Source organism: Nesterenkonia flava (assembly GCF_031432335.1).
Lineage (GTDB): Bacteria > Actinomycetota > Actinomycetes > Actinomycetales > Micrococcaceae > Nesterenkonia > Nesterenkonia flava.
In genome coordinates this window covers 43,469-61,360 of record NZ_JAVKGT010000002.1, presented here as the reverse complement: position 1 = coordinate 61,360, position 17,892 = coordinate 43,469, and the positions used below count along the sequence as shown (strand labels likewise).

Below are 17,892 nucleotides of genomic sequence, written 5' to 3'. Positions count from 1 at the left end.
CCAGGATGTGCCCTCACGCAGCACATCGAGTGGAAAGATCGTTCCGTAATTCCGCCGTATTCCCCGCGATTAGCGGTACAGATCTTCCACTCGATGTGCGGGGGAGGGGGTGGTACCGGGCGGCAGGGGACGACGGCGTCGTCGTCGCGTCCTGCTAGCCCAGCTCGAGGGCGTCCACGATGCGGTCGGCGCAGCGCGGCGGCGTCGCCGGCAGAGACCCATCGGGCTCGGTGACGAAGTCCAGGTGGCGGGAGCGGAAGCGTCGGTAGTCCGGCGTTCTCGGCTTTAGGGCCTCAGAGATGGCCTCAGCGGCTGAGGAGACGATGGGGCCGGGAACTTCCGCCTCGTAGTCCAGGGCCAGCCCGCGGGCATCGATGTACTCATGCATGTCATAGGGCCAGAAGACCAGGGGAATGTCCCGCAGTGTGGCCTCGTAGGTCACCGCGGAGTAGTCGGTAATCACCGCGTCGGCCACGGCGAGCCAGTCCAGGACGCTGATGCCGTTGCCGATGATCACCCCGGGGCCCTCAGGCACCGGCGACTTATCGAACGGATGCGGCAGCAGCACCAGGTTGCCCTGGGCGGGATCAAACCCGGCCGCGAGCTTGGTGTAGGGGATCAGGCGTCCACGTCGGAACGTCGGAATGTAGAGCACCGTCTTGCCCTGTGCCAGCTGGGGGAAGCGCTTGAGGATCCGCTTCCTGCGGGCCGCGTTGCCCTCATCGTCTAAAAGGTAATCCACCCGCGGCATGCCCAGTGGCTGAATCATCGAGCCGGGGATCCCGAAGGCCGCGGTGTAGATCTCCGCCGGGACGGTGCCGGCAGCGCACACGAACGTGTAGTTCCGGTGCATCTTCATGGCCTCAGCGACCTTGGGGTGCGGGCCCTCACGGGTGCCCGAGGCCAGATGGCCGAAGTTCTTGATGGCTCCCAGCGCGTGCCAGATCTGCCCGATACGCAGACCCTGGCGGTGACTGAGGATGCTGACGGGAATGATGTAGCCGTCCACCAGACAGCCGGCGCAGGTGGCCAGGTGGTACATCTCGCGCAGCGCCTTGCCCAGGTACCCTGCGGAGAGCTTCTTGTGCTTGATCACCACGATCCGGTGATCGGGGTATTTCCGCTGGATCGCTTCCTGGATGAGCGTGAAGTCCACGGTGATCTGGCGGGGCTCACGGGTGATGAGCACCACCTTGCGCTGGACTGGGAGCAGCTTGAGCACGGCGTAGATCAGCCGGGCGCCGCCGACCAGCACGCTCAGCGCGTGGGGGAGGACCTTACGCTTCAGACTCACATCCTCCTTGTGCGGGCGCGCAGCGCATGACGGCGCGTGGACTATTTGCCACGGCTACCCTAACGTACGCGAAAAGAATGCTGAGGATTAGATGGTCACGACACCATTGGGGCAGGAGAACGTCACGCTCATCAGCCCCGGGGTGCCGGAGGGTGCTACCCAATCGACCTCGACGTCTTCGAAGGGGTCGGCGTCGGGGGAGCCCAGCCAGTCCGCCACGCGCTGCGGGGAGCCGGCGATCGAGAGTTTCGTCAGGGACGCCTGAGGCGCGTAGGCGCGGGAGGGATGCAGGTGCTCGGTGCCCTGGTCCCAGCGCAGCAGATACGGGACCTGGGGGTCTGCGATGAGCCCCTTGATGCCGATCTGCTGCCAGGTCAGCTCCTGGCCGTCAGGGAACTTGCGGTTGCCCGGCACGGCCCGGCGGCCCAGACGCTCCTCGAACGGAGCCAGGTCATCGACCGTCACGCACCAGCCCATCCATCCGCCGCCGATCTGGGAGCGGTTGCGCACCGCCTGCCCGAACGGAGCCTTGTCGGCGCTGGGGTGATCCAGCACCTCCACCACCTCCAGGTATTGCCGGCGGTCCAGAGGGATGATCGCGTTGCGGGTGCCGAAGCGGGGGTGAATGCCGCCCCGGACTCGCTCCACGCCCAACGCAGAGGTGATCCTCTCCACGGTGGCCTCCATGCCGTCCGGGCCCACTGCGTACGAGACATGGTCCAAGCGCATCATGTGACTATCCTGACACCGAGGCTCCGAGACCCGAAATCGAGGGGAAAACAGCGTCATTTTCTACCAGCTGTAGAAGTTGGCCGCAGACGCGTATTCTTGTGGGGTGCCTTCTACCTCGATGATGGCGACAGCCCGCCAGCCCAAATGGATCGCGATGCTTGCGCTGGCGCTGCTGCTGGCCACCGTGTTCGTGGTCCTCTCCGTCTGGCAGTTCGGTGTCTCCCGCAGCGAAGGCAATCCGGTGCAAGACATCACCGAAGAGCCGGTGCAGCTCACCGAGATCTACGAACCCGAACGCTCCATGAGCATCTACGAGGCCGACCGGATCGTGGACCTCTCTGGTGAGTTCCTGCCGGAGACGGAAGTGCTCATCGACGAGCGGCTTCGCGAGGAGGAATCCGGCTATTGGCTCGTGGCGGCATTCCGCGTCGACGGGGCGCCGGATGACGAGGTCATTCCCGTGGTGCTGGGCTGGACTCAAGACGCTGAAGCCCGCGACGCCGTCTCGGACCTCACCGGGCAGGACCTGCAGATCCGCGGTCGCCTCCTGCCCCCGGAGGCCCCCGGCGTGGGCCCCTACGAACTCCCCGCCGGCGTCCTTCCGACCCTCTCCTCCGCCGAGCTGATCAATCTCTGGGACGTGCCCTCCTACTCCGGGTTTGTGGTGTCCTTTGAGATGACCGACGCCTCTGGGGCAGAGGTGGGAGCGCCCGCAATCGAGGGCCTCGAGCCGGTCTGGGTGGATCCCCAGCCCGAGCCCGGTGCCATCAACTGGCTGAATCTCTTCTACGCCGTCGAGTGGATCGTCTTTGCCGGCTTCGCCTTCTACCTGTGGTGGCGCCTGGTCAAGGACGCCCACCTGAAGGAGCTGGAGGAGGAAGAGCGCCTGGATCGGGAATGGGAAGAGCAGTGGAAGCACGAGCAGCTGGCCAAGCGCCGCGCCGAGCAAGCAGCAAACGGGACTAAGGACAGTGATGACTGAGCACTCCAACGCCGGGCGACCCAAGCCCACCCACGACGACGCCACCTCGTCTGCCCCGGATCCCACCGCGCAGGCCAGCGAGGCCGAACTGGCGGATCTGCCCCCGGCACCTCCTCGGCCCAAGGACTTCCAAGCCGCGCCCAAGAAGCGCCGCTTCCAGGGCACAGTTGCGCAGATCAGCGGATCGCTGACTCTCTATAAGGTTTTCGCGTTCGTCACCGGCATCATGCTGCTGATCCTGGTGGCGAAGATGATCATGGACTACGGCTTCGGCTACGAGCTCTACGCCGGAGGCACCACCCTCGAGGGTGCGGAGAACACCCTGGGCTTCTACCCGAAGGACTCGGTGGCCGACGGCACCGGCATCTCCTACTGGATCGCGGTGATCCACGGATGGATCTACGTGCTCTATGTGATCTTCGGGTTCCGCCTGTGGTACCTGATGAGCTGGCCGCTGGGACGCCTGATCGTCATCGTCCTGGGCGGTGTGGTGCCGTTCTTGAGCTTCATTGTCGAGCGCAAGATCGCCGGCGAGGTGCGCAAGGAGCTTGAGGCCAACCCGCAGGCCGCCCGCCGCTACTGAGCCGGCGCCCTGCGCGCCATGCCGGCATGGCGGAGGGAAAGAGGGGCCGTGCGCCTTGTTTCCGAAATTTGAGTCACCGTGGAGGCCTTCTGGGTCTGAAAATGGCGCCTGCGTGACCCAAAGTGCGGAAGCAATCCGCCGGGCGGGGGTTTCGGTGCGGTGTCACCCGTTCTAGGGTGGCGATATGAGCACTGCATCAGTTGTCACCGGAGAATTCGAAGCCGTAGACCAGCAGCGCTTTGCGCTGAGCGAGGGCTCCCGCTTCATCGGAGCAGAGGCTGCCGCCGCGGCAGGGTTCGCCGAGCAGGCGTTCATCTGCGTGGACATTCCCACCGGCCGGCTGTTCTCCACCACCGGTGAGCCCGGCGCGGGTCTGCACCTGCGCGCCGACCTGGACGTGCCCGTCGGTGCCGCGGCCCGCACTGCCGCCGGGGGCTGGATCGCCGCGGCCGGAACATCAGTCATCCGGCTCGTGCAGGAGGGCGGCCTGCTCCGCGCCGGCCAGACTCTGGCTGAGCTCCCCGTGGCCAACACCGAGGACGGATCAGCCAGCAGCACGGCCCCGGCACAGCGCGTCAACGACGCCGTCGCCGACCCTCACGGGCGCTTCTGGCCCGGAGCCATGGGTCTGGAGGGCGAAGAGGGGTACGGATTCATCACCCGCGTGGACCCTGACGGACAGTGCCGCCGGGTCACCGACGCCATGACCATCCCCAACGGTCCAGCCTTCAGCGCCGACGGCGCCACCATGTACTTCGCCGAGACCAGCCAAGGGCGGATCATGCGCGCAAGCATCGACGTGGCCACCGGGCATGTCGCAGAACCCGAGCTTTTCGCCCAGGTCGAGGAGGGCAACCCCGACGGGATGACCGTCGACGCCGAGGGTTGCCTGTGGCAGGCCGTCTACGGCGGCGGCTGCGTGCTGCGCTACGCCCCCGACGGCAGTCTGCTGGAGAAAATCTCGGTGCCAGCCCGCCAGCCCACCTCGGTGGCGCTCTCGGCCGAGGCGCCCTACCGGGTCATCGTCACCACCGCCGCGCAGGAGCTGGAGTCCCCTAGTGGCCACGACGGCCGCGTCATCACGGCCCCTGTCTCCGTGGCCGGGCGCGTAGCCGACGTGTTCGCCGGCTGCCCCCGGGCTCCACGGGGGAGTGGCCTGCGCCCTGTGATGCGCATTACAGTTCTGGGGTGACTGTCGTTGAGAACCCGCTACTGCGAGGCTGCTACCCGGACCCCAGCCTGTGCCGCGCCGAGGACGGCTACTACCTGGTCGCCTCCACCTTCGAGTACTTCCCCGCCCTGCCCATCTTCCGCAGCAGGGACCTCGCCCACTGGGAACAGATCGGCCACGCTGTGGACCGCCCCGGCCAGATGGACTTCGACGGCATCCCTAGCTCCGGAGGCATCTACGCTCCCACCATCCGCTTCCACGAGGGCACCTTCTACCTGGTCTGCACCCTGGTCAACCCGCGCCAGGGCGCGCCGGGAGGGAACTTCCTGATCACCGCCACTGACCCGGCCGGTCCTTGGTCGGATCCCGTGTGGCTAGACGTGGAGGGCTTTGACCCATCCCTCTTCTTCGACGACGACGGCCGAGTCTGGCTCCACGGCAATCGCCTGGTGGCAGACCCCGAATGGGAGCAGCAGAGTGAGATCTGGCTGAGGGAGCTCGACCTCGTCACCGGACGGGTCTCCGATGAGGAGACCATCCTGTGGACCGGAGCGCTCATCGGCGGCATCTGGTCCGAGGCCCCGCATCTGTTCCGCAAAGACGGGCGGTACTACCTGCTGACCGCCGAAGGCGGCACCGCGCAGGAGCATTCGGTGATGATCGCGGCCGCCGACGCCGTGCAGGGCCCCTACCGAGGAAACCCCGCCAACCCGGTGCTCACCCACCGCCACCTGGGTAAGGGCGCTGACGTCATCGGCGTCGGCCACGCCGATCTGGTGGAGGCCCCCGACGGCTCCTGGTGGGCCGTCGCCCTGGGCATGCGCCCCTACGGCGGTTACCACTACAACCTCGGCCGCGAGACCTTCCTCGTCCCAGTCACCTGGGAGGACGGCTGGCCGGTCTTCGCCCCGGGGCAGGGGCGCCTCCCAGCGGCGGTGGAGGTGCCGACGACGGCAACACACGTGCCCGGGGGCGCCCACACCCCTGCTGTCTCTGCCCCCTCCGCCCAGGAGAGCGCCGGCGGGGTGGCCGGACAGGAGGCCGGCGTCGTCGGCCCTGACGACCTGCGCTGGACCGCGCTGCGCGCCCCGATCGAGAGCTTCGCCGAGCCGCTGCCCGCCACCGGTACGGGTGAGGTCGCCGGCTGGCGCCTGCGGGTGCAGCCGGCCGATCTGACTCAGCCCACCACGCCCTCTTTCCTCGGTATCCGACAGCAGCACATGAGCTTCGATGCGGTAGCCACGCTGGAGCTGAGTGGGCTCGCAGCAGGCGAGCGAGCCGGCGTCGTACTGCGCCAGTCCGAGGATCACCACATCACCCTGTCCGTGCACCGCACTCCGGAAGGTGATGTGCTGCGGGCTGTGCGCCGGCTGGACGGTGACGAGACGGTGATCTCCGAGCACCGGCTGCCTGAACGCATCCAGGAGCAGCAGGAACAGCAGGGACACCTGGTGCGCCTGGGCATCAGCGCCCGCGAACAGGACTACGCTCTGAGCATCGACGGGGAACACATCGCGGCGGTGGACGGGCGGGTCCTGGACACGGTCTCCACGGGCGGATTCCTGGGGCTGTGGGTGGGAGTCTTCGCCACCAGCGACGGCGCCCCCACCAACTCGACCATCACGCTGGAGCGCTTCGAGTACCGACCCGCCTGAGTACCCACACGCCTGAGCAGCGGCCTGTCTGAGGAGCTACCCAGCTGAGGAGCACGCAGCACGGGTTGCTTGGGCGGGGCGGGCGGCGCCCCGTGCCCTGGCCGTGCGGACACGTCCTTTAGGATGGAGCGGTGACATCCGAGACTTCTCAGCCTGCCGCCGAACGTCCCGACAACACCGCACAGACCGTGCTGGTGGTCGACTACGGCGCCCAGTACGCCCAGCTGATCGCCCGCCGCGTCCGTGAGGCGCGCGTGTACTCCGAGGTGGTGCCGCACTCGCTGCCGGCCGAGGAGATCATCGCCCGCAAGCCCGCCGCAGTCATCCTCTCCGGCGGCCCCTCCAGCGTCTACGCCGAGGGCGCCCCCACCGTGGAGCGCGAGCTGTTCGAAGCCGGTGTGCCCGTGCTGGGCATCTGCTACGGCTTCCAGGCCATGGCTCACGCCCTGGGAGGGGAGGTGGCCCGCACCGGCGACCGCGAGTACGGCAAGACCGAAGTCCGGGCGACCAGCGTTCCGCACGGCCTGCTTGATGGCACCGACCAGGTCCAGACCACCTGGATGTCCCACTCCGACTCCGTGCAGAAGGCCCCCGAGGGGTTCGAGGTGCTCGCCGTCTCCGACGCCGCCCCCGTGGCCGGCTTCGCCGACGAGGAGCGCAAGCTCTACGGCGTGCAGTGGCACCCCGAGGTCAAGCACTCGCCCCAGGGCCAGCGCATCATCGAAAACTTCCTCTACGCCGGTGCCGGCCTGACCCCGGAGTGGACCGCGGGCAACATCGTCGAGGAGCAGGTGGCCGCGATCCGCGAGCAGGTCGGCGACGCGCGCGTCATCTGCGGCCTCTCCGGCGGCGTGGACTCCGCCGTGGCCGCAGCCCTGGTCCAGAAGGCCGTCGGCGACCAGCTGACCTGTGTGTTTGTGGACCACGGTCTGCTGCGCGAGGGCGAGGCCGAGCAGGTCGAACGTGACTTCGTCGCCGCCACCGGCGCGAAGCTTTACGTGGCGGACGAGCGCGAACGCTTCCTGAACGCGCTCGCCGGGGTCACCGACCCCGAGGAGAAGCGCAAGATCATCGGCCGCGAGTTCATCCGGGCCTTCGAGGCCGCGGAGAAGGCTGTGCTCGCCGAGGCTGCTGCCGAAGGCGCCAAGGTGGAGTTCCTGGTCCAGGGCACCCTCTACCCCGACGTCGTCGAATCCGGCGGCGGAGAGGGCGCGGCCAACATCAAGTCCCACCACAACGTGGGTGGTCTGCCCGAGGACATGCAGTTCAAGCTCGTGGAGCCCTTGCGTGCGCTGTTCAAGGACGAGGTCCGCGCCGTGGGTGCCGAGCTCGGCCTGCCTGCCGAGATCGTCCAGCGTCAGCCCTTCCCGGGCCCGGGCCTGGGCATCCGCATCATCGGTGAGGTCACCGAGGACCGCCTGCGGATTCTGCGCAAGGCCGACGCGATCGCCCGCGAGGAGCTCACCCGTTCTGGCCTGGACCAGGAGGTCTGGCAGATGCCGGTGGTGCTGCTGGCCGATGTGCGCTCTGTGGGCGTCCAGGGCGATGGCCGCACCTACGGTCACCCCATTGTGCTGCGCCCGGTGTCCTCCGAGGACGCGATGACCGCCGACTGGTCGCGCCTGCCCTATGACCTGCTGGCCACCATCTCCAACCGCATCACCAACGAGGTCGAAGAGGTCAACCGAGTAACCCTCGACGTGACCTCGAAGCCCCCGGGGACCATCGAGTGGGAGTAGGGGTAATCTCCTCCTAATACCTGTACGCGTTGGAGGAATCGGTGAGCGAAAAGTCCGCTGCTTCTGCAGACAGTCCCCAGCAGGCTGCTGTCGAGGAGAACGAGACGACGACGTCGGAGAACCCCACTCCGCAGGGAAACGGCGAGCCTCCCCGCAGCCCCGCCCAGGCGGATCGCGCCGCGGAGGAGGAGCCTGACGAGGCCGGTGGCGCAGAGCGGGTCAGTGACTCTGAACAGGCCGGTGACACTGACCAAGTCAGCGGCACAGGGCCAGCCCGTGAGGCCGAGCAGGCCGCAGAGCCTGAGGCCGACGACGAGCAGCCCACCGGGCCCGTGGATCGCGTGGACCCGGGGAACCGTACCGGCGAGGTGGAGCGAACCGAGGCTGAGGAGCTCTCCTCGGACGAGGACGCCCCTGCTCGCACCGCGACGAGCCCGGTCGAGCTGCGCAAGGCCTCAGGGCGGGAGACCGACTCTCACGGCTCCGGGCAGGAGTCCGGCGGCGCCTCTGTAGCGGCGTGGGTGGAGTCCCTGGGCACCGACGCCGAGAACGACACCATGCTGCGCTTCACCCCCAGCGCGCACAATGCGATCGATCTCACCGACTCCAACGCTTCCGGGCTGATGCAGCTGCTGGGCGGGCGCAAGACGCGTCTGTCCACGCTGCTCAACGACGACGCCACCTTCACCCTCGGTGCCAAGGCCGCGGCGAACATTCGCGCGAAGGTTCGCGAGATGCGTGAAGAGCGCGGCATCGACGTCGGATACCTGGCCGCCGGCGTCGCCTCCTGGACCGAGTCCACGCCTGCCGGCTCTGAGGCCTTCACCGCACCCGTGATGCTCGTGCCCATCAGCCTGCGGGTGCGTCCGGACACCCACGACTATGAGCTGCAGTTCACCGCGCCGGCGCGGCTGAACCCCGCCTTGGCCCGGCACATGCTGCAGCGGCAGGGGGTGCTGCTGGACCCGGTGGAGTTCCACCGCACCGGCTACGTCACCGCGCGGTTTGACCCCAGCCGCACCGCCGATCTGCTCAGCCGCCTGGCGACCACCGCTGCACGGGCCTCGGAGAACCCGCAAACCCATCCGCTGGCGTCCCTGCAGGTGTTCAAGCAGCTCTACATTTCCACCTTCGCGGATCTCGCAGACCTGGGCGACCCCCGCGTCCTGGATCTGCAGCACTCCGTTCTGGGCGCTCTGGCCACCGGCGACACGGTTGAACAGGCCGACGCCGTCCGGGCCGTCGAGTCCCTGCCTCCGCTGGATGAGCGCGCCCCGGCTGACGAGCGTCTGGTGCTCGACGCCGACCCCGACCAGCAGAAGGCCCTGGACGCTCTCGGCGCCGGAGTCTCCGCCGTGATCTCCGCACCTCCCGGCACCGGGCAGACCCAGACAGCGGTCAATGCTGCAGCTCAGGCCGCCTGGGAGGGTAAGCGTGTGCTGGTGATTGCCGAGCGCACCGACACCCTCTCGGAGTTCGCCGCCCGGCTCTCGGCAGCCAAACTGGGCACCCTGGCGGTGCATGTGCCGGCGTCGTCGACCCCGGCGGACCTGCGCGCGCAGGTCGTCCGCGCCATCAAGCGCGCCGAGCGGGCCGAACCCCCGCGGCTGTCCTCCCTGCACTCCAAACTCACCAAGGCCCGCCATCAGCTGCGCGACCACACCGCCAGCCTGCACAAGGTGCGGGACCGGTGGAAGTGCTCGCCCTACCAGGCCATGCAGGCCCTGGCCGCCCTGACCTCGCTGCACCCCGCACCCGCCACCGATGTGCGGCTGAAACGTTCCGTGCTGGACAACACCGTGGACCGCACCACGGTGGCGATCAAGCTCAAGCGCGCCGCGGAACTCGGGGCATTCGCCGCCGAGACCCGCCGCAGCCCGTGGTTCAACGCCCGACTCTCCAACCGGCAGGAGACCAAGGACGCCTACGCCCTGGTCACCGAGCTGCGCGAGACCCTGCCCAAGTTGCAGGAGACCATCACCAGCGCCTGTGCAATGGTCAACGTCCGCCCCGGAAAGTCCTTCTCCGAATGGCACTCGCAGGTGCTGCTCTTCCAGAAGGTGCAGGAGTCCCTGGGCCGCTTCAGCCACGATGTCTACGCCCGCGACGTCGATGACCTCATCGCCGCGACCGCACCCGGATGGTGGCGGCGGCAGCACAACGTGGAGATGAGCTCGATGGCCCGCTCCCGCCTGCGCCGTGTCGCCAAGGAGTACATCCGTCCGGGAGTCTCCATCTCCGATCTGCACGGCTCCCTGGTGGACGTGCAGAACGAACGCCAGGAATGGATGACCTGGGCCGAGGACGGCTCGCTGCCGAATGTGCCCAAGAACCTGGACCGGCTGGCCGATGTGGTCGGCTACGCCCAGTCCCGTCTGGAGAAGCTGGTCTCTGCACTGGCCCCGGTGGGCGAGGACGGGAAATCCCTGTTCGACATGGACGCCGAGCAGATGCTGGCCACCGTGGAGACACTCGCCGAGGACCAGCGCTCGCTGCAGACCCTTCCGGAGCGGACGTTGCTCTCTGAGCAGCTGCGTGAACAGGGCTTCCGCGAGCTGCTCGAGGACTTCGCCGAGCGCGAGGTGCCGGCGTCGCGAGTCGCCGATGAGCTCGAACTCGCCTGGTGGCAGTCGGCGTTCGAGGCCATGGTTTCCGGTGACGAATACCTGGCCATGGGCACCGGTGAGAACCTGCGCGCCGTTGAGGCGGAGTTCGCCGCCGCCGACGCCGCCCATATCAGCACCGGAGCCCAGCGGCTGAACCACACCCTGGCCGTGCGGTGGAAGTCCGCGATCGAGACCCATCCCGAGGCCGCTGCCCACCTGCGTTCCCTGCTGCGGGACACCGAGCCCACCGTCGAGGCGCTGCAGAGCGTGGACCCGGCCATCACACAACCCCTGGTGCCCATCTGGACTACGTCTCCTCTGGGCCTGGCGGAGCACTTCCCAGCCGGCAGCGAGGCGAGCTTCGACGTCGTCCTGCTCCTGGATGCCGAGACCCTGGCGGTGGACTCCGCCTTGGGGGCAGTCTCCCGCGCTGAGCAGGTCGTGGCCTTCGGTGATCCGGTCTCCGGTGCGCCCAAGCCCTTCCAGGTCTCCGCCGATCCTGTGGCTCGGGAGGCTGAGCAGCAGGTGCCCACCTCGATCTATTCGGAGCTGGCCCGCGTGCTCCCCGAGTACCGGCTGCGGCGGGTGCACCGCGGCGTGGACCAGGAACTCACGGTGCTGCTCTCCGAGGCGCTCTACGACGGCGAACTGATACGGTTGCCCGAATCCGCGCAGCTGACCGGCCAGGGGCGCGTCCCCGGTCAGGGCACTGCGGCGGCCAACGGACGCGCGGTACGCGTGGAGCCGGTTGAGGTGCGCGGTGGCCGGGAATCGGTGGAGTCCCCGACTGCCGAGGTCAACCGCGTGGTGGACCTGGTCTTCGAGCACGTACGTCACCACCGCAACCGGTCACTGGCGGTCATCGCCGGTTCAGAACTGCACGCCAAACGCGTGGCCGACGCTGTGGCGCTGCAGCTGGCCAACCACGCCTGGGCCAAGCCCTTCTTTGAGCACGGCGCGTTGGGCGCACCCGGAGGATCCTCCGCCTCCAGCGCGGGTCGTGGGGAGCGCTTTGTGGTGGCCCCGGTGGAGCGCGCCCACGGTGTGGTGCGCGACGACGTCATCTTCTCCCTAGGCTTCGGGCGCTCGGTCAAGGGTGAGGCGCTGCATGAGTTCGGTGAGCTCTCCGGCCCGCGCGGAGCTGAGTTCTTTGCACAGGCGGTCACCCGGGCGCGCTCCCGCCTGACGGTGGTCTCATCCCTGGCAGCCGCGGATCTGGACCCCTCGCGACTGCGAGAGGGCGCAGCCCTGGTCTATGAGCTGCTGCGCATGGGCTCCGGGGAGGCCAGCAACCCCTCGGCCTCCAGCGAGCTGACCGACCCGCTGGTGCTGGACCTGGTGGACCGCATCCGGGCCCGCGGGGGTCGCGTGGAAGACGGCTTCCGCGGCACCCTGGATCTGGCCGCCTGCCCGCGCAAGCTCAGCCCCGAGAACCCGGTCACCCCGGTGGCAATGGTTTCCGACGGCACCGAGAAGTACACGGCGATGAGTGTACGTGAACGCTCCCGGCAGCGTCCGGCGGCGTTCACCGCCCTGGGCTGGGAGTACATGGTGCTGTGGACCATCGAGGTCTTCTCGGATCCGGTGCGCACCACGGAGATGGTCGCAGAGAAGGTCGGGCTGGGCGCCGGTCCGGAATTCGCCGAGCACAGCCGGGGGCGGCTGACGAACACCACCGGCCCGGTACGGTTCGGCGGGGCGGCCGATGCCTCTGATCTGGACTCTCAGCGCATCAACCGCCAGTACCCCTCGCCCAAGGAGCGACTGCGCTCCAGAGGGGACTAGCGTGGGCCGGGAGTCCTCTTACCCCGAGTCCTCCGGACGGCGGCCGCGTCGGGGGAACCGGCGGGTGGTGGCACCTCCGACCTCGGGCCAGCCGGAGGAGGTCGAAGCCGATGTCTACGACCCGCTGAAGCAGACTGCTGTGCCGCAGGAGCAGAGGTCGGGCGCGGAGTCTGACGCCCGGGCCGAGTGGTATCGCCGTGAGCGCCCGCCGCACTGGGGATAGCGGCGCGGTATCCCAGGCCGGAGGAGGTCTACGGAAACGGCGACCTTCCGAAAAGAGTGTGCCGAAACTGCAGCGTCGCGGCCCTTATGGCCCCAGTTGATGCAGTTTCAGCACACTTTGTGATGGGCGGGCGTTCCCCTGGGCGCGGGGACCGTGGTTTCCCCAAGCGCAGGGGTGCGCCCCACGCCGCGCCGGTAGCTGCAGGTGATCGTCGCCGCAGACCCTGGGGCGCCGAGGAGCCCGCAGGCTGGTTCCATGACTGGAGTCCCCGCAGCTGAAGGCTCTGCGCCGACCGTACGACGACGACGCCGGCCCGCTCGGCGCCGCAGGTCCGACGAGCCCTCTCAGCTCCGCGACCCGCGTCCCCGGGACGCGGCACGTAGGAGCGGAGTGGAGCGGGATCCGGAGCGATCCAGACCTTTTCTGCCGCAGGCGCCGGCTCGACGGCGTAGTTCCGAGACATCGCGCCGAACACCTGCCCACCGCGGTCCCGCCCCCTCTGTGGAATCCGGTGTGGGGTTGAGGAGACCGCGCCGAACCGCAGCGGCCGGCAGGGCACGCACCAGCACCTCTCGCGGGCGTTCACGCGGGCGTCCGCCCAAGGTAGCGCGGCGCCTGCGGCCCGGCGGCTGGTACCGGTGGGTGCGTCGGTTCCGAATTCCGCTCGCGATCGCCCTGGGGCTCGGCGCAGCGGCCGCAGCTCTGCTGACCGGCTCGCCCGGGGAGATTGAGACACGTACAGCGGTCCGGGTGACAGCGCCCGTGGCCGCCGGAGAGACCCTCACGGCCGCGGTGCTGGAAGAGGTGCAGGTAGACGCTCACGCCGTGCCGCCTGGACACAGCACGCAGCGCGCGACCTACGAGGGGAAGACGGTGGCCACGGCCCTGCCTAGCGGGGCACTGGTGCATGAATCTCAGCTGGTGGGCCCGAGTCTGCTGGAAGGCCACGCCCCCGGCACGGTCGCCGTGCCCGTTCGGCCCGCAGACACGGCAATGATCGGGTTGCTCTCACCGGGCCAGCATGTCGATGTTCTGGTCTCCTCGGACGCCCCCGGGCGGCAGAGCGGCACGCGCAGAGTTGCGGAGAACGCCCCGGTGCTCTGGATTCCGCGCGGCGACGAGGACAACTGGCTCGGCTCGTCGGGCGAGGGCCAGCAGGTCATCATCCTCGCCGTGGACGCAGCTACCGCCGAGGCCATCGCGCAGGCCGCGCACGAAGGACGACTGCACGTGAGCCTGCGGGGCGGACCGTGACGTCAGCTGGAAGAGGAGGTGCTGGTCGCAGCAGGGGTGCTGGAGCCCGACGTCGAGGAACTCGACGCCGAGGAGCCGGACGCGGAACCCGAGCCGGAAGAGCTAGAGCTGCTGGAATCCGAGGAGCTGGAGCTGCCGCGGGAATCGGTGCGGTAAAAGCCCGACCCCTTGAACGTCACTCCCACATTGCCGAACTTCTTCCGCAGCCGACCCTTGCACTGAGGGCACTCGGTGAGCGAGTCATCGCTGAAGGACTGCACAATGTCGAACGCGTGATCGCAGTCCTTGCAGGCATACGAGTAGGTAGGCATGGGCTCCTCACAAGTCTTAGCACTCGACAGTTTCGAGTGCTAATTATAGGGCGAAGATCCCATTCTCCGTCACCACGTGGCTGGCGCGCAGGTCATGATCCTCCACGGGGAAGTCGCCGGCAGACAAGACCTCTTCCGAATGCACCACCGCCACGATCTGGCAGCGCAGGTCCGGATGCTGCCGCACCGCAGGGATCAGATCCGCCAACGTGGTGTCGTAGAACCCCCCGCCCTGTCCCATGCGGGCGCCCGAAGAATCCACTGCCAATGCCGGGACCAGGAGCACCAGGTGCCCGGTGGGGGAAGCCGCGGTGGCCTGCACCAGCTGAGGCAGCAGAAGCCCGTCCTCGGTGGAGTGCTCGGGCTCGAACATCGGCAGGCGCGAGTGCTTGCGCATCGGATCCCCAGCGGTCCAGGGCACCCAGAGCAGATGACGGCTGCCATCGGTCGGTGTCACCGGAAGATACACACGACCCTCTGTGTCGGCGTCGGGGGTTGTTCCCTGATCTGCCCGGGTCCCCGCTGGTGCATGATGCTTGAGGAAAGGCAGAATGTCCGGCTCGCCGCGGATCGGCACATAGCCGGCGACAACAGCTCCGGGTTCGATGTGTGAAGCCAGAATCTTCTGGAGCCTCACCGCGCGTGCGGCCAGCTCCTCAGAGGAGAGTCGGGCCCGCGCGGACCGCAGCCGGCGTCGGACCCGGGCCTTGGCCGCTGCGATCTCCTCGGGGTTGGTCGGTGCGGGAGTCACAGCCACGAATCCATCCACAGGCGCCACTCCCACTGTTCAGTGGGGATCGGTTCGGCGGTCCACAGGGGCCAGAAGAATACCGACACCGCTAGGCACAGCATCACAAAACACAGCACCAGCACCGAGTTGCGCTGCTGGGCGCTGACGATAGCGGCCTCGCTGCGCAGTTGTCCCTCCCGAGTGCGGGGCCCCGTGCCCAGGCGCAGGACCAGCGCGGCCACGGCGACGAGCGCGAGAATCACGAAAGGATGGAAGCTGATGGTGTAGAAGAAGAACATGGTGCGGTCAGGGAACAGCAGCCACACCGCATAGCCGGCCACGTAGCCGGAGAGGATCGCACCGTAGCGCCAGTCGCGCCGTCCCAGCCACATCAGCACCACAACTACCAAGGCGATCAGTCCGGCCCACCAGATCAGCGGATTGGCCAGGTCCACGATCTGGGAGCGGCACTCCTCGACGGCGCACTCCACACCGGTGTGCTGATAGATCTCTCCGTAGCCGACGCTCTCGTAGTGCATGGACACCGGTCGGCCCATCAGCAGCCAGGTCCAGGGAGAGGAGGCGTATTCGTGGCCTGACTCCAGTCCCTGATGGAAGTCCGTGGAGGCGGTGTGATAGTTCCACAGCGAGCGCAGGGGACCGGGGACCAGGCTGGCCAGACCGGTGGCGGGATGCTCCTCATGCCAGTGCCGACCCCAGCCTCCGCTGGTGACCAGCCATCCCGACCATGTCGCCACGTAAGTCAGCAGCGCCACCGGCACCACGGTGAGCACCGCGGGCAGTCCGTTGCGCAGCAGTCCCGATCGCACCCAGTGCTGGATGCCGAGAGTGCGCCGAGCCTCCAGATCCCAGAGGACCACCATGATGCCGAAGACGGCAAGGAACGCGGCGCCGGAGAGCTTCACGCCCACCGCTGCGCCGAGCAGTACGGCTGCGGCCAGCTGCCAGGGTCGGAAGGCTAGCCACGGACCGTCTCTCCAGGCCGGGCTGCCGCTGGGGGTCTGGGAGGCCCACTGTGCCAGGCGTCGTCGTGTCTGATAGCGGTCCATCAGCAGAGCACCGAACGCGGCCAGCACCAGCAGCATGAGGAAGATGTCCAACAGCGCCACCCGCGACATCACCAGGTGGTGGCCCTCCACCGCGGTGAGGGCTCCCGCCACGCCGCCCAGGAAGACGGAGCGAAACATGCGCTGAGCGATCAGGGCAATGAGCAGAACGCCCAGGGTGCCGGCTACGGCAGCGGAGACCCGCCAGCCGAACGCGGACTCGATGCCGAAGGCGTGGATGCCCAGGGCAATGAGCCACTTGCCCAGCGGTGGATGCACCACAAAACTGTGCTCATCGGTCGGGGCGGGGTCTCCTGCGAGCCAGGCGTCGTTGGCGCCCTCGGGCCACGTCAGCTCATAGCCCGCTGTCAGTAGGGCATAGGCATCCTTGGCGTAATAGGTCTCATCGAAGATCAGCAGGTGCGGGTTTCCGAGCTCCCGCAGCCGCAGTACGCCGGCGAGCACGGTGATCAGCGCAGGGACCACCCAGCCCAGCAAGCCCGGGCTGAATCGATCTGCGCCCAGCCGCAGTTCCAGGCGGGCCTGGCGCTCCCGGGCGGGGGCAGACGCAGCGGGCACTACAGCGCTGTGAGCTTCGCCGGTGAGGTCTGAGTCGGGCTGACGGGTGCTGGTCCCGGCCTCCGCCGCGGCGTCGTCGGCCTCGGCGCGGCCTGGGGCGTCGGAGGCGGACGAGGCGGAGGAGGGGAAGGCGCTCACCCTCGATATGCTAGCCGGGACCCTCAAGCCCCCGGCGGAGAACAGGCGGAGACCCATGGAATCAGCCCAGACCAGCGGTCTGCACCCCGGCGACCCCGCGGGTGCAGGGGCGGACCCCCTGTGGGACGCCCCGATCGTGCTCGCGGCCACCCCCATTGGCAACCTGGGCGACACCACGGATCGCCTGCGCGCGCTGCTTCGGACGGCGGAGATCATCGCGTGCGAGGACACTCGGCGCACCCGCCACCTCATGAGCGCACTGGGAGTGAGTACCACCGCCAAACTGGTCAGCCTCCATGAGCACAATGAAGCCTCGCGCGCCGCAGAACTCGTGGAGCAGGCCGCCTCCGGGACCCGGATTCTGGTGGTCTCCGACGCCGGCATGCCCGCGGTCTCAGACCCCGGCTTCCGTCTGACCGCCGCCGCAATTGAGGCAGGGGTCAGTCTGACCGTGGCTCCGGGAGCCTCGGCGGTCACGACAGCACTGGCGCTGTCCGGTTTGGCCACGGACCGTTTCACCTTCGCTGGCTTCGTGCCCCGGAAGCAGAGCGAGCGGATGAAGCTTCTGGAACGGCTCGCCGGTGAGGAGTGGACCACGGTGCTCTTCGAGTCTCCTCACCGCATCACCGCCACGGTCAGCGAGTTCTCCCAGCACCTGGGAGCTGGACGCCGCGCCGCCGTCGCCAGGGAACTGACCAAGAAGTACGAGGAGGTCCTGCGCGGAAGCCTCGGCGAGCTCGCCGAGGAGCTCACCCGCCGCAGTAGTGAGTCGACACTGCGAGGAGAATTCGTGTTGGTGGTTGGCGGCGCCGCGCCCGGCGATCGCAGCGCCGATGGCCAGCCGGAGCAGGTGAGTCTTGTGGAGGTCGCCGCCGTCGTCGTCGAACGTGCCCAAGCGGGGGAGAAGCTGAAAACAGTGGCCAAGGAGCTGGCTGCGGCCCACGGTCTGCGGGCCGGGGAGGTCTACAACGCGGCCATCCAGCAGCGCTCTCAGGGCTAAACCCCGTAGAAGTTACTGAGCGGTACCTGGTTAGACTGGGCCC

14 protein-coding genes and 1 pseudogene are annotated in these 17,892 nt (G+C 68.3%); 10 read left to right on the top strand and 5 right to left on the bottom strand.

Annotated features, from left to right (window positions below):
- Positions 1–154 precede the first annotated feature (154 nt).
- Together RH857_RS01190 and RH857_RS01185 are read right to left on the bottom strand one after the other, a co-directional pair.
- Entirely contained in the window at positions 155–1,294 is a 1,140-nt protein-coding gene (locus RH857_RS01190; protein WP_310536147.1) for a CDP-glycerol glycerophosphotransferase family protein, read from the bottom strand.
- A gap of 87 nt (positions 1,295–1,381) precedes the next feature.
- Positions 1,382–2,026, bottom strand: a complete 645-nt coding sequence (locus tag RH857_RS01185) for a VOC family protein (protein ID WP_310536146.1) — start codon at positions 2,024–2,026, stop codon at positions 1,382–1,384.
- A gap of 103 nt (positions 2,027–2,129) precedes the next feature.
- Here RH857_RS01185 and RH857_RS01180 point away from each other — a divergent pair, with 103 nt between their 5' ends.
- The 9 genes from RH857_RS01180 to RH857_RS01140 all read left to right on the top strand — a co-directional run bounded on the left by RH857_RS01180 (position 2,130) and on the right by RH857_RS01140 (position 14,180).
- Positions 2,130–3,008 carry an SURF1 family protein gene (locus tag RH857_RS01180; RefSeq protein ID WP_310536145.1) on the top strand — a complete coding sequence of 293 codons (879 nt, stop codon included), beginning with the start codon at positions 2,130–2,132 and terminating at the stop codon, positions 3,006–3,008.
- Positions 3,001–3,591: a DUF3817 domain-containing protein gene (locus RH857_RS01175; protein ID WP_310536144.1), complete on the top strand. Its 591-nt coding sequence runs from the start codon at positions 3,001–3,003 to the stop codon at positions 3,589–3,591. The genes RH857_RS01180 and RH857_RS01175 overlap by 8 nt, the downstream gene beginning before the upstream one ends.
- Positions 3,592–3,775: 184 nt before the next feature.
- A complete protein-coding gene (locus RH857_RS01170) occupies positions 3,776–4,783 on the top strand; it encodes an SMP-30/gluconolactonase/LRE family protein (protein ID WP_310536143.1) in 1,008 nt (335 codons plus the stop codon).
- On the top strand, positions 4,780–6,417 hold the full coding sequence (locus RH857_RS01165) for a glycoside hydrolase family 43 protein (protein WP_310536142.1): 1,638 nt from the start codon (positions 4,780–4,782) through the stop codon (positions 6,415–6,417). The genes RH857_RS01170 and RH857_RS01165 overlap by 4 nt, the downstream gene beginning before the upstream one ends.
- Positions 6,418–6,605: 188 nt before the next feature.
- Complete coding sequence (gene guaA, locus RH857_RS01160) at positions 6,606–8,156, top strand: glutamine-hydrolyzing GMP synthase (RefSeq protein WP_310536215.1); 1,551 nt, start codon at positions 6,606–6,608, stop codon at positions 8,154–8,156.
- A gap of 41 nt (positions 8,157–8,197) precedes the next feature.
- The gene (locus RH857_RS01155; protein WP_310536141.1) at positions 8,198–12,547 is read left to right on the top strand and encodes a DUF4011 domain-containing protein; all 4,350 of its coding nucleotides are present in this window, start codon (positions 8,198–8,200) and stop codon (positions 12,545–12,547) included.
- Positions 12,548–12,614: 67 nt separating this feature from the next.
- Positions 12,615–12,770, top strand: coding sequence for a hypothetical protein (locus tag RH857_RS01150; protein ID WP_310536140.1), 156 nt, complete (start codon positions 12,615–12,617; stop codon positions 12,768–12,770).
- A 642-nt stretch (positions 12,771–13,412) separates the two neighbouring features.
- Positions 13,413–14,024 carry a Flp pilus assembly protein CpaB gene (gene cpaB, locus RH857_RS01145; protein WP_310536139.1) on the top strand — a complete coding sequence of 204 codons (612 nt, stop codon included), beginning with the start codon at positions 13,413–13,415 and terminating at the stop codon, positions 14,022–14,024.
- A gap of 18 nt (positions 14,025–14,042) precedes the next feature.
- Complete coding sequence (locus tag RH857_RS01140) at positions 14,043–14,180, top strand: hypothetical protein (protein WP_310536221.1); 138 nt, start codon at positions 14,043–14,045, stop codon at positions 14,178–14,180.
- A gap of 14 nt (positions 14,181–14,194) precedes the next feature.
- On the opposite strand, the pseudogene RH857_RS01135 reads toward RH857_RS01140, so the two are convergent.
- The 3 genes and pseudogenes from RH857_RS01135 to RH857_RS01125 all read right to left on the bottom strand — a co-directional run.
- Positions 14,195–14,335 (bottom strand): annotated as a pseudogene (locus RH857_RS01135) (FmdB family zinc ribbon protein); the annotation flags it as partial.
- Between the two features lie 43 nt (positions 14,336–14,378).
- Positions 14,379–15,086 carry a 5-formyltetrahydrofolate cyclo-ligase gene (locus RH857_RS01130; RefSeq protein ID WP_310536138.1) on the bottom strand — a complete coding sequence of 236 codons (708 nt, stop codon included), beginning with the start codon at positions 15,084–15,086 and terminating at the stop codon, positions 14,379–14,381.
- Entirely contained in the window at positions 15,083–16,849 is a 1,767-nt protein-coding gene (locus RH857_RS01125) for a dolichyl-phosphate-mannose--protein mannosyltransferase (RefSeq protein ID WP_310536137.1), read from the bottom strand. The genes RH857_RS01130 and RH857_RS01125 overlap by 4 nt, the downstream gene beginning before the upstream one ends.
- A gap of 55 nt (positions 16,850–16,904) precedes the next feature.
- Between RH857_RS01125 and rsmI the strand changes: the two genes are divergently transcribed.
- A complete protein-coding gene (gene rsmI, locus RH857_RS01120) occupies positions 16,905–17,849 on the top strand; it encodes a 16S rRNA (cytidine(1402)-2'-O)-methyltransferase (protein WP_310536136.1) in 945 nt (314 codons plus the stop codon).
- Positions 17,850–17,892 lie beyond the last annotated feature (43 nt).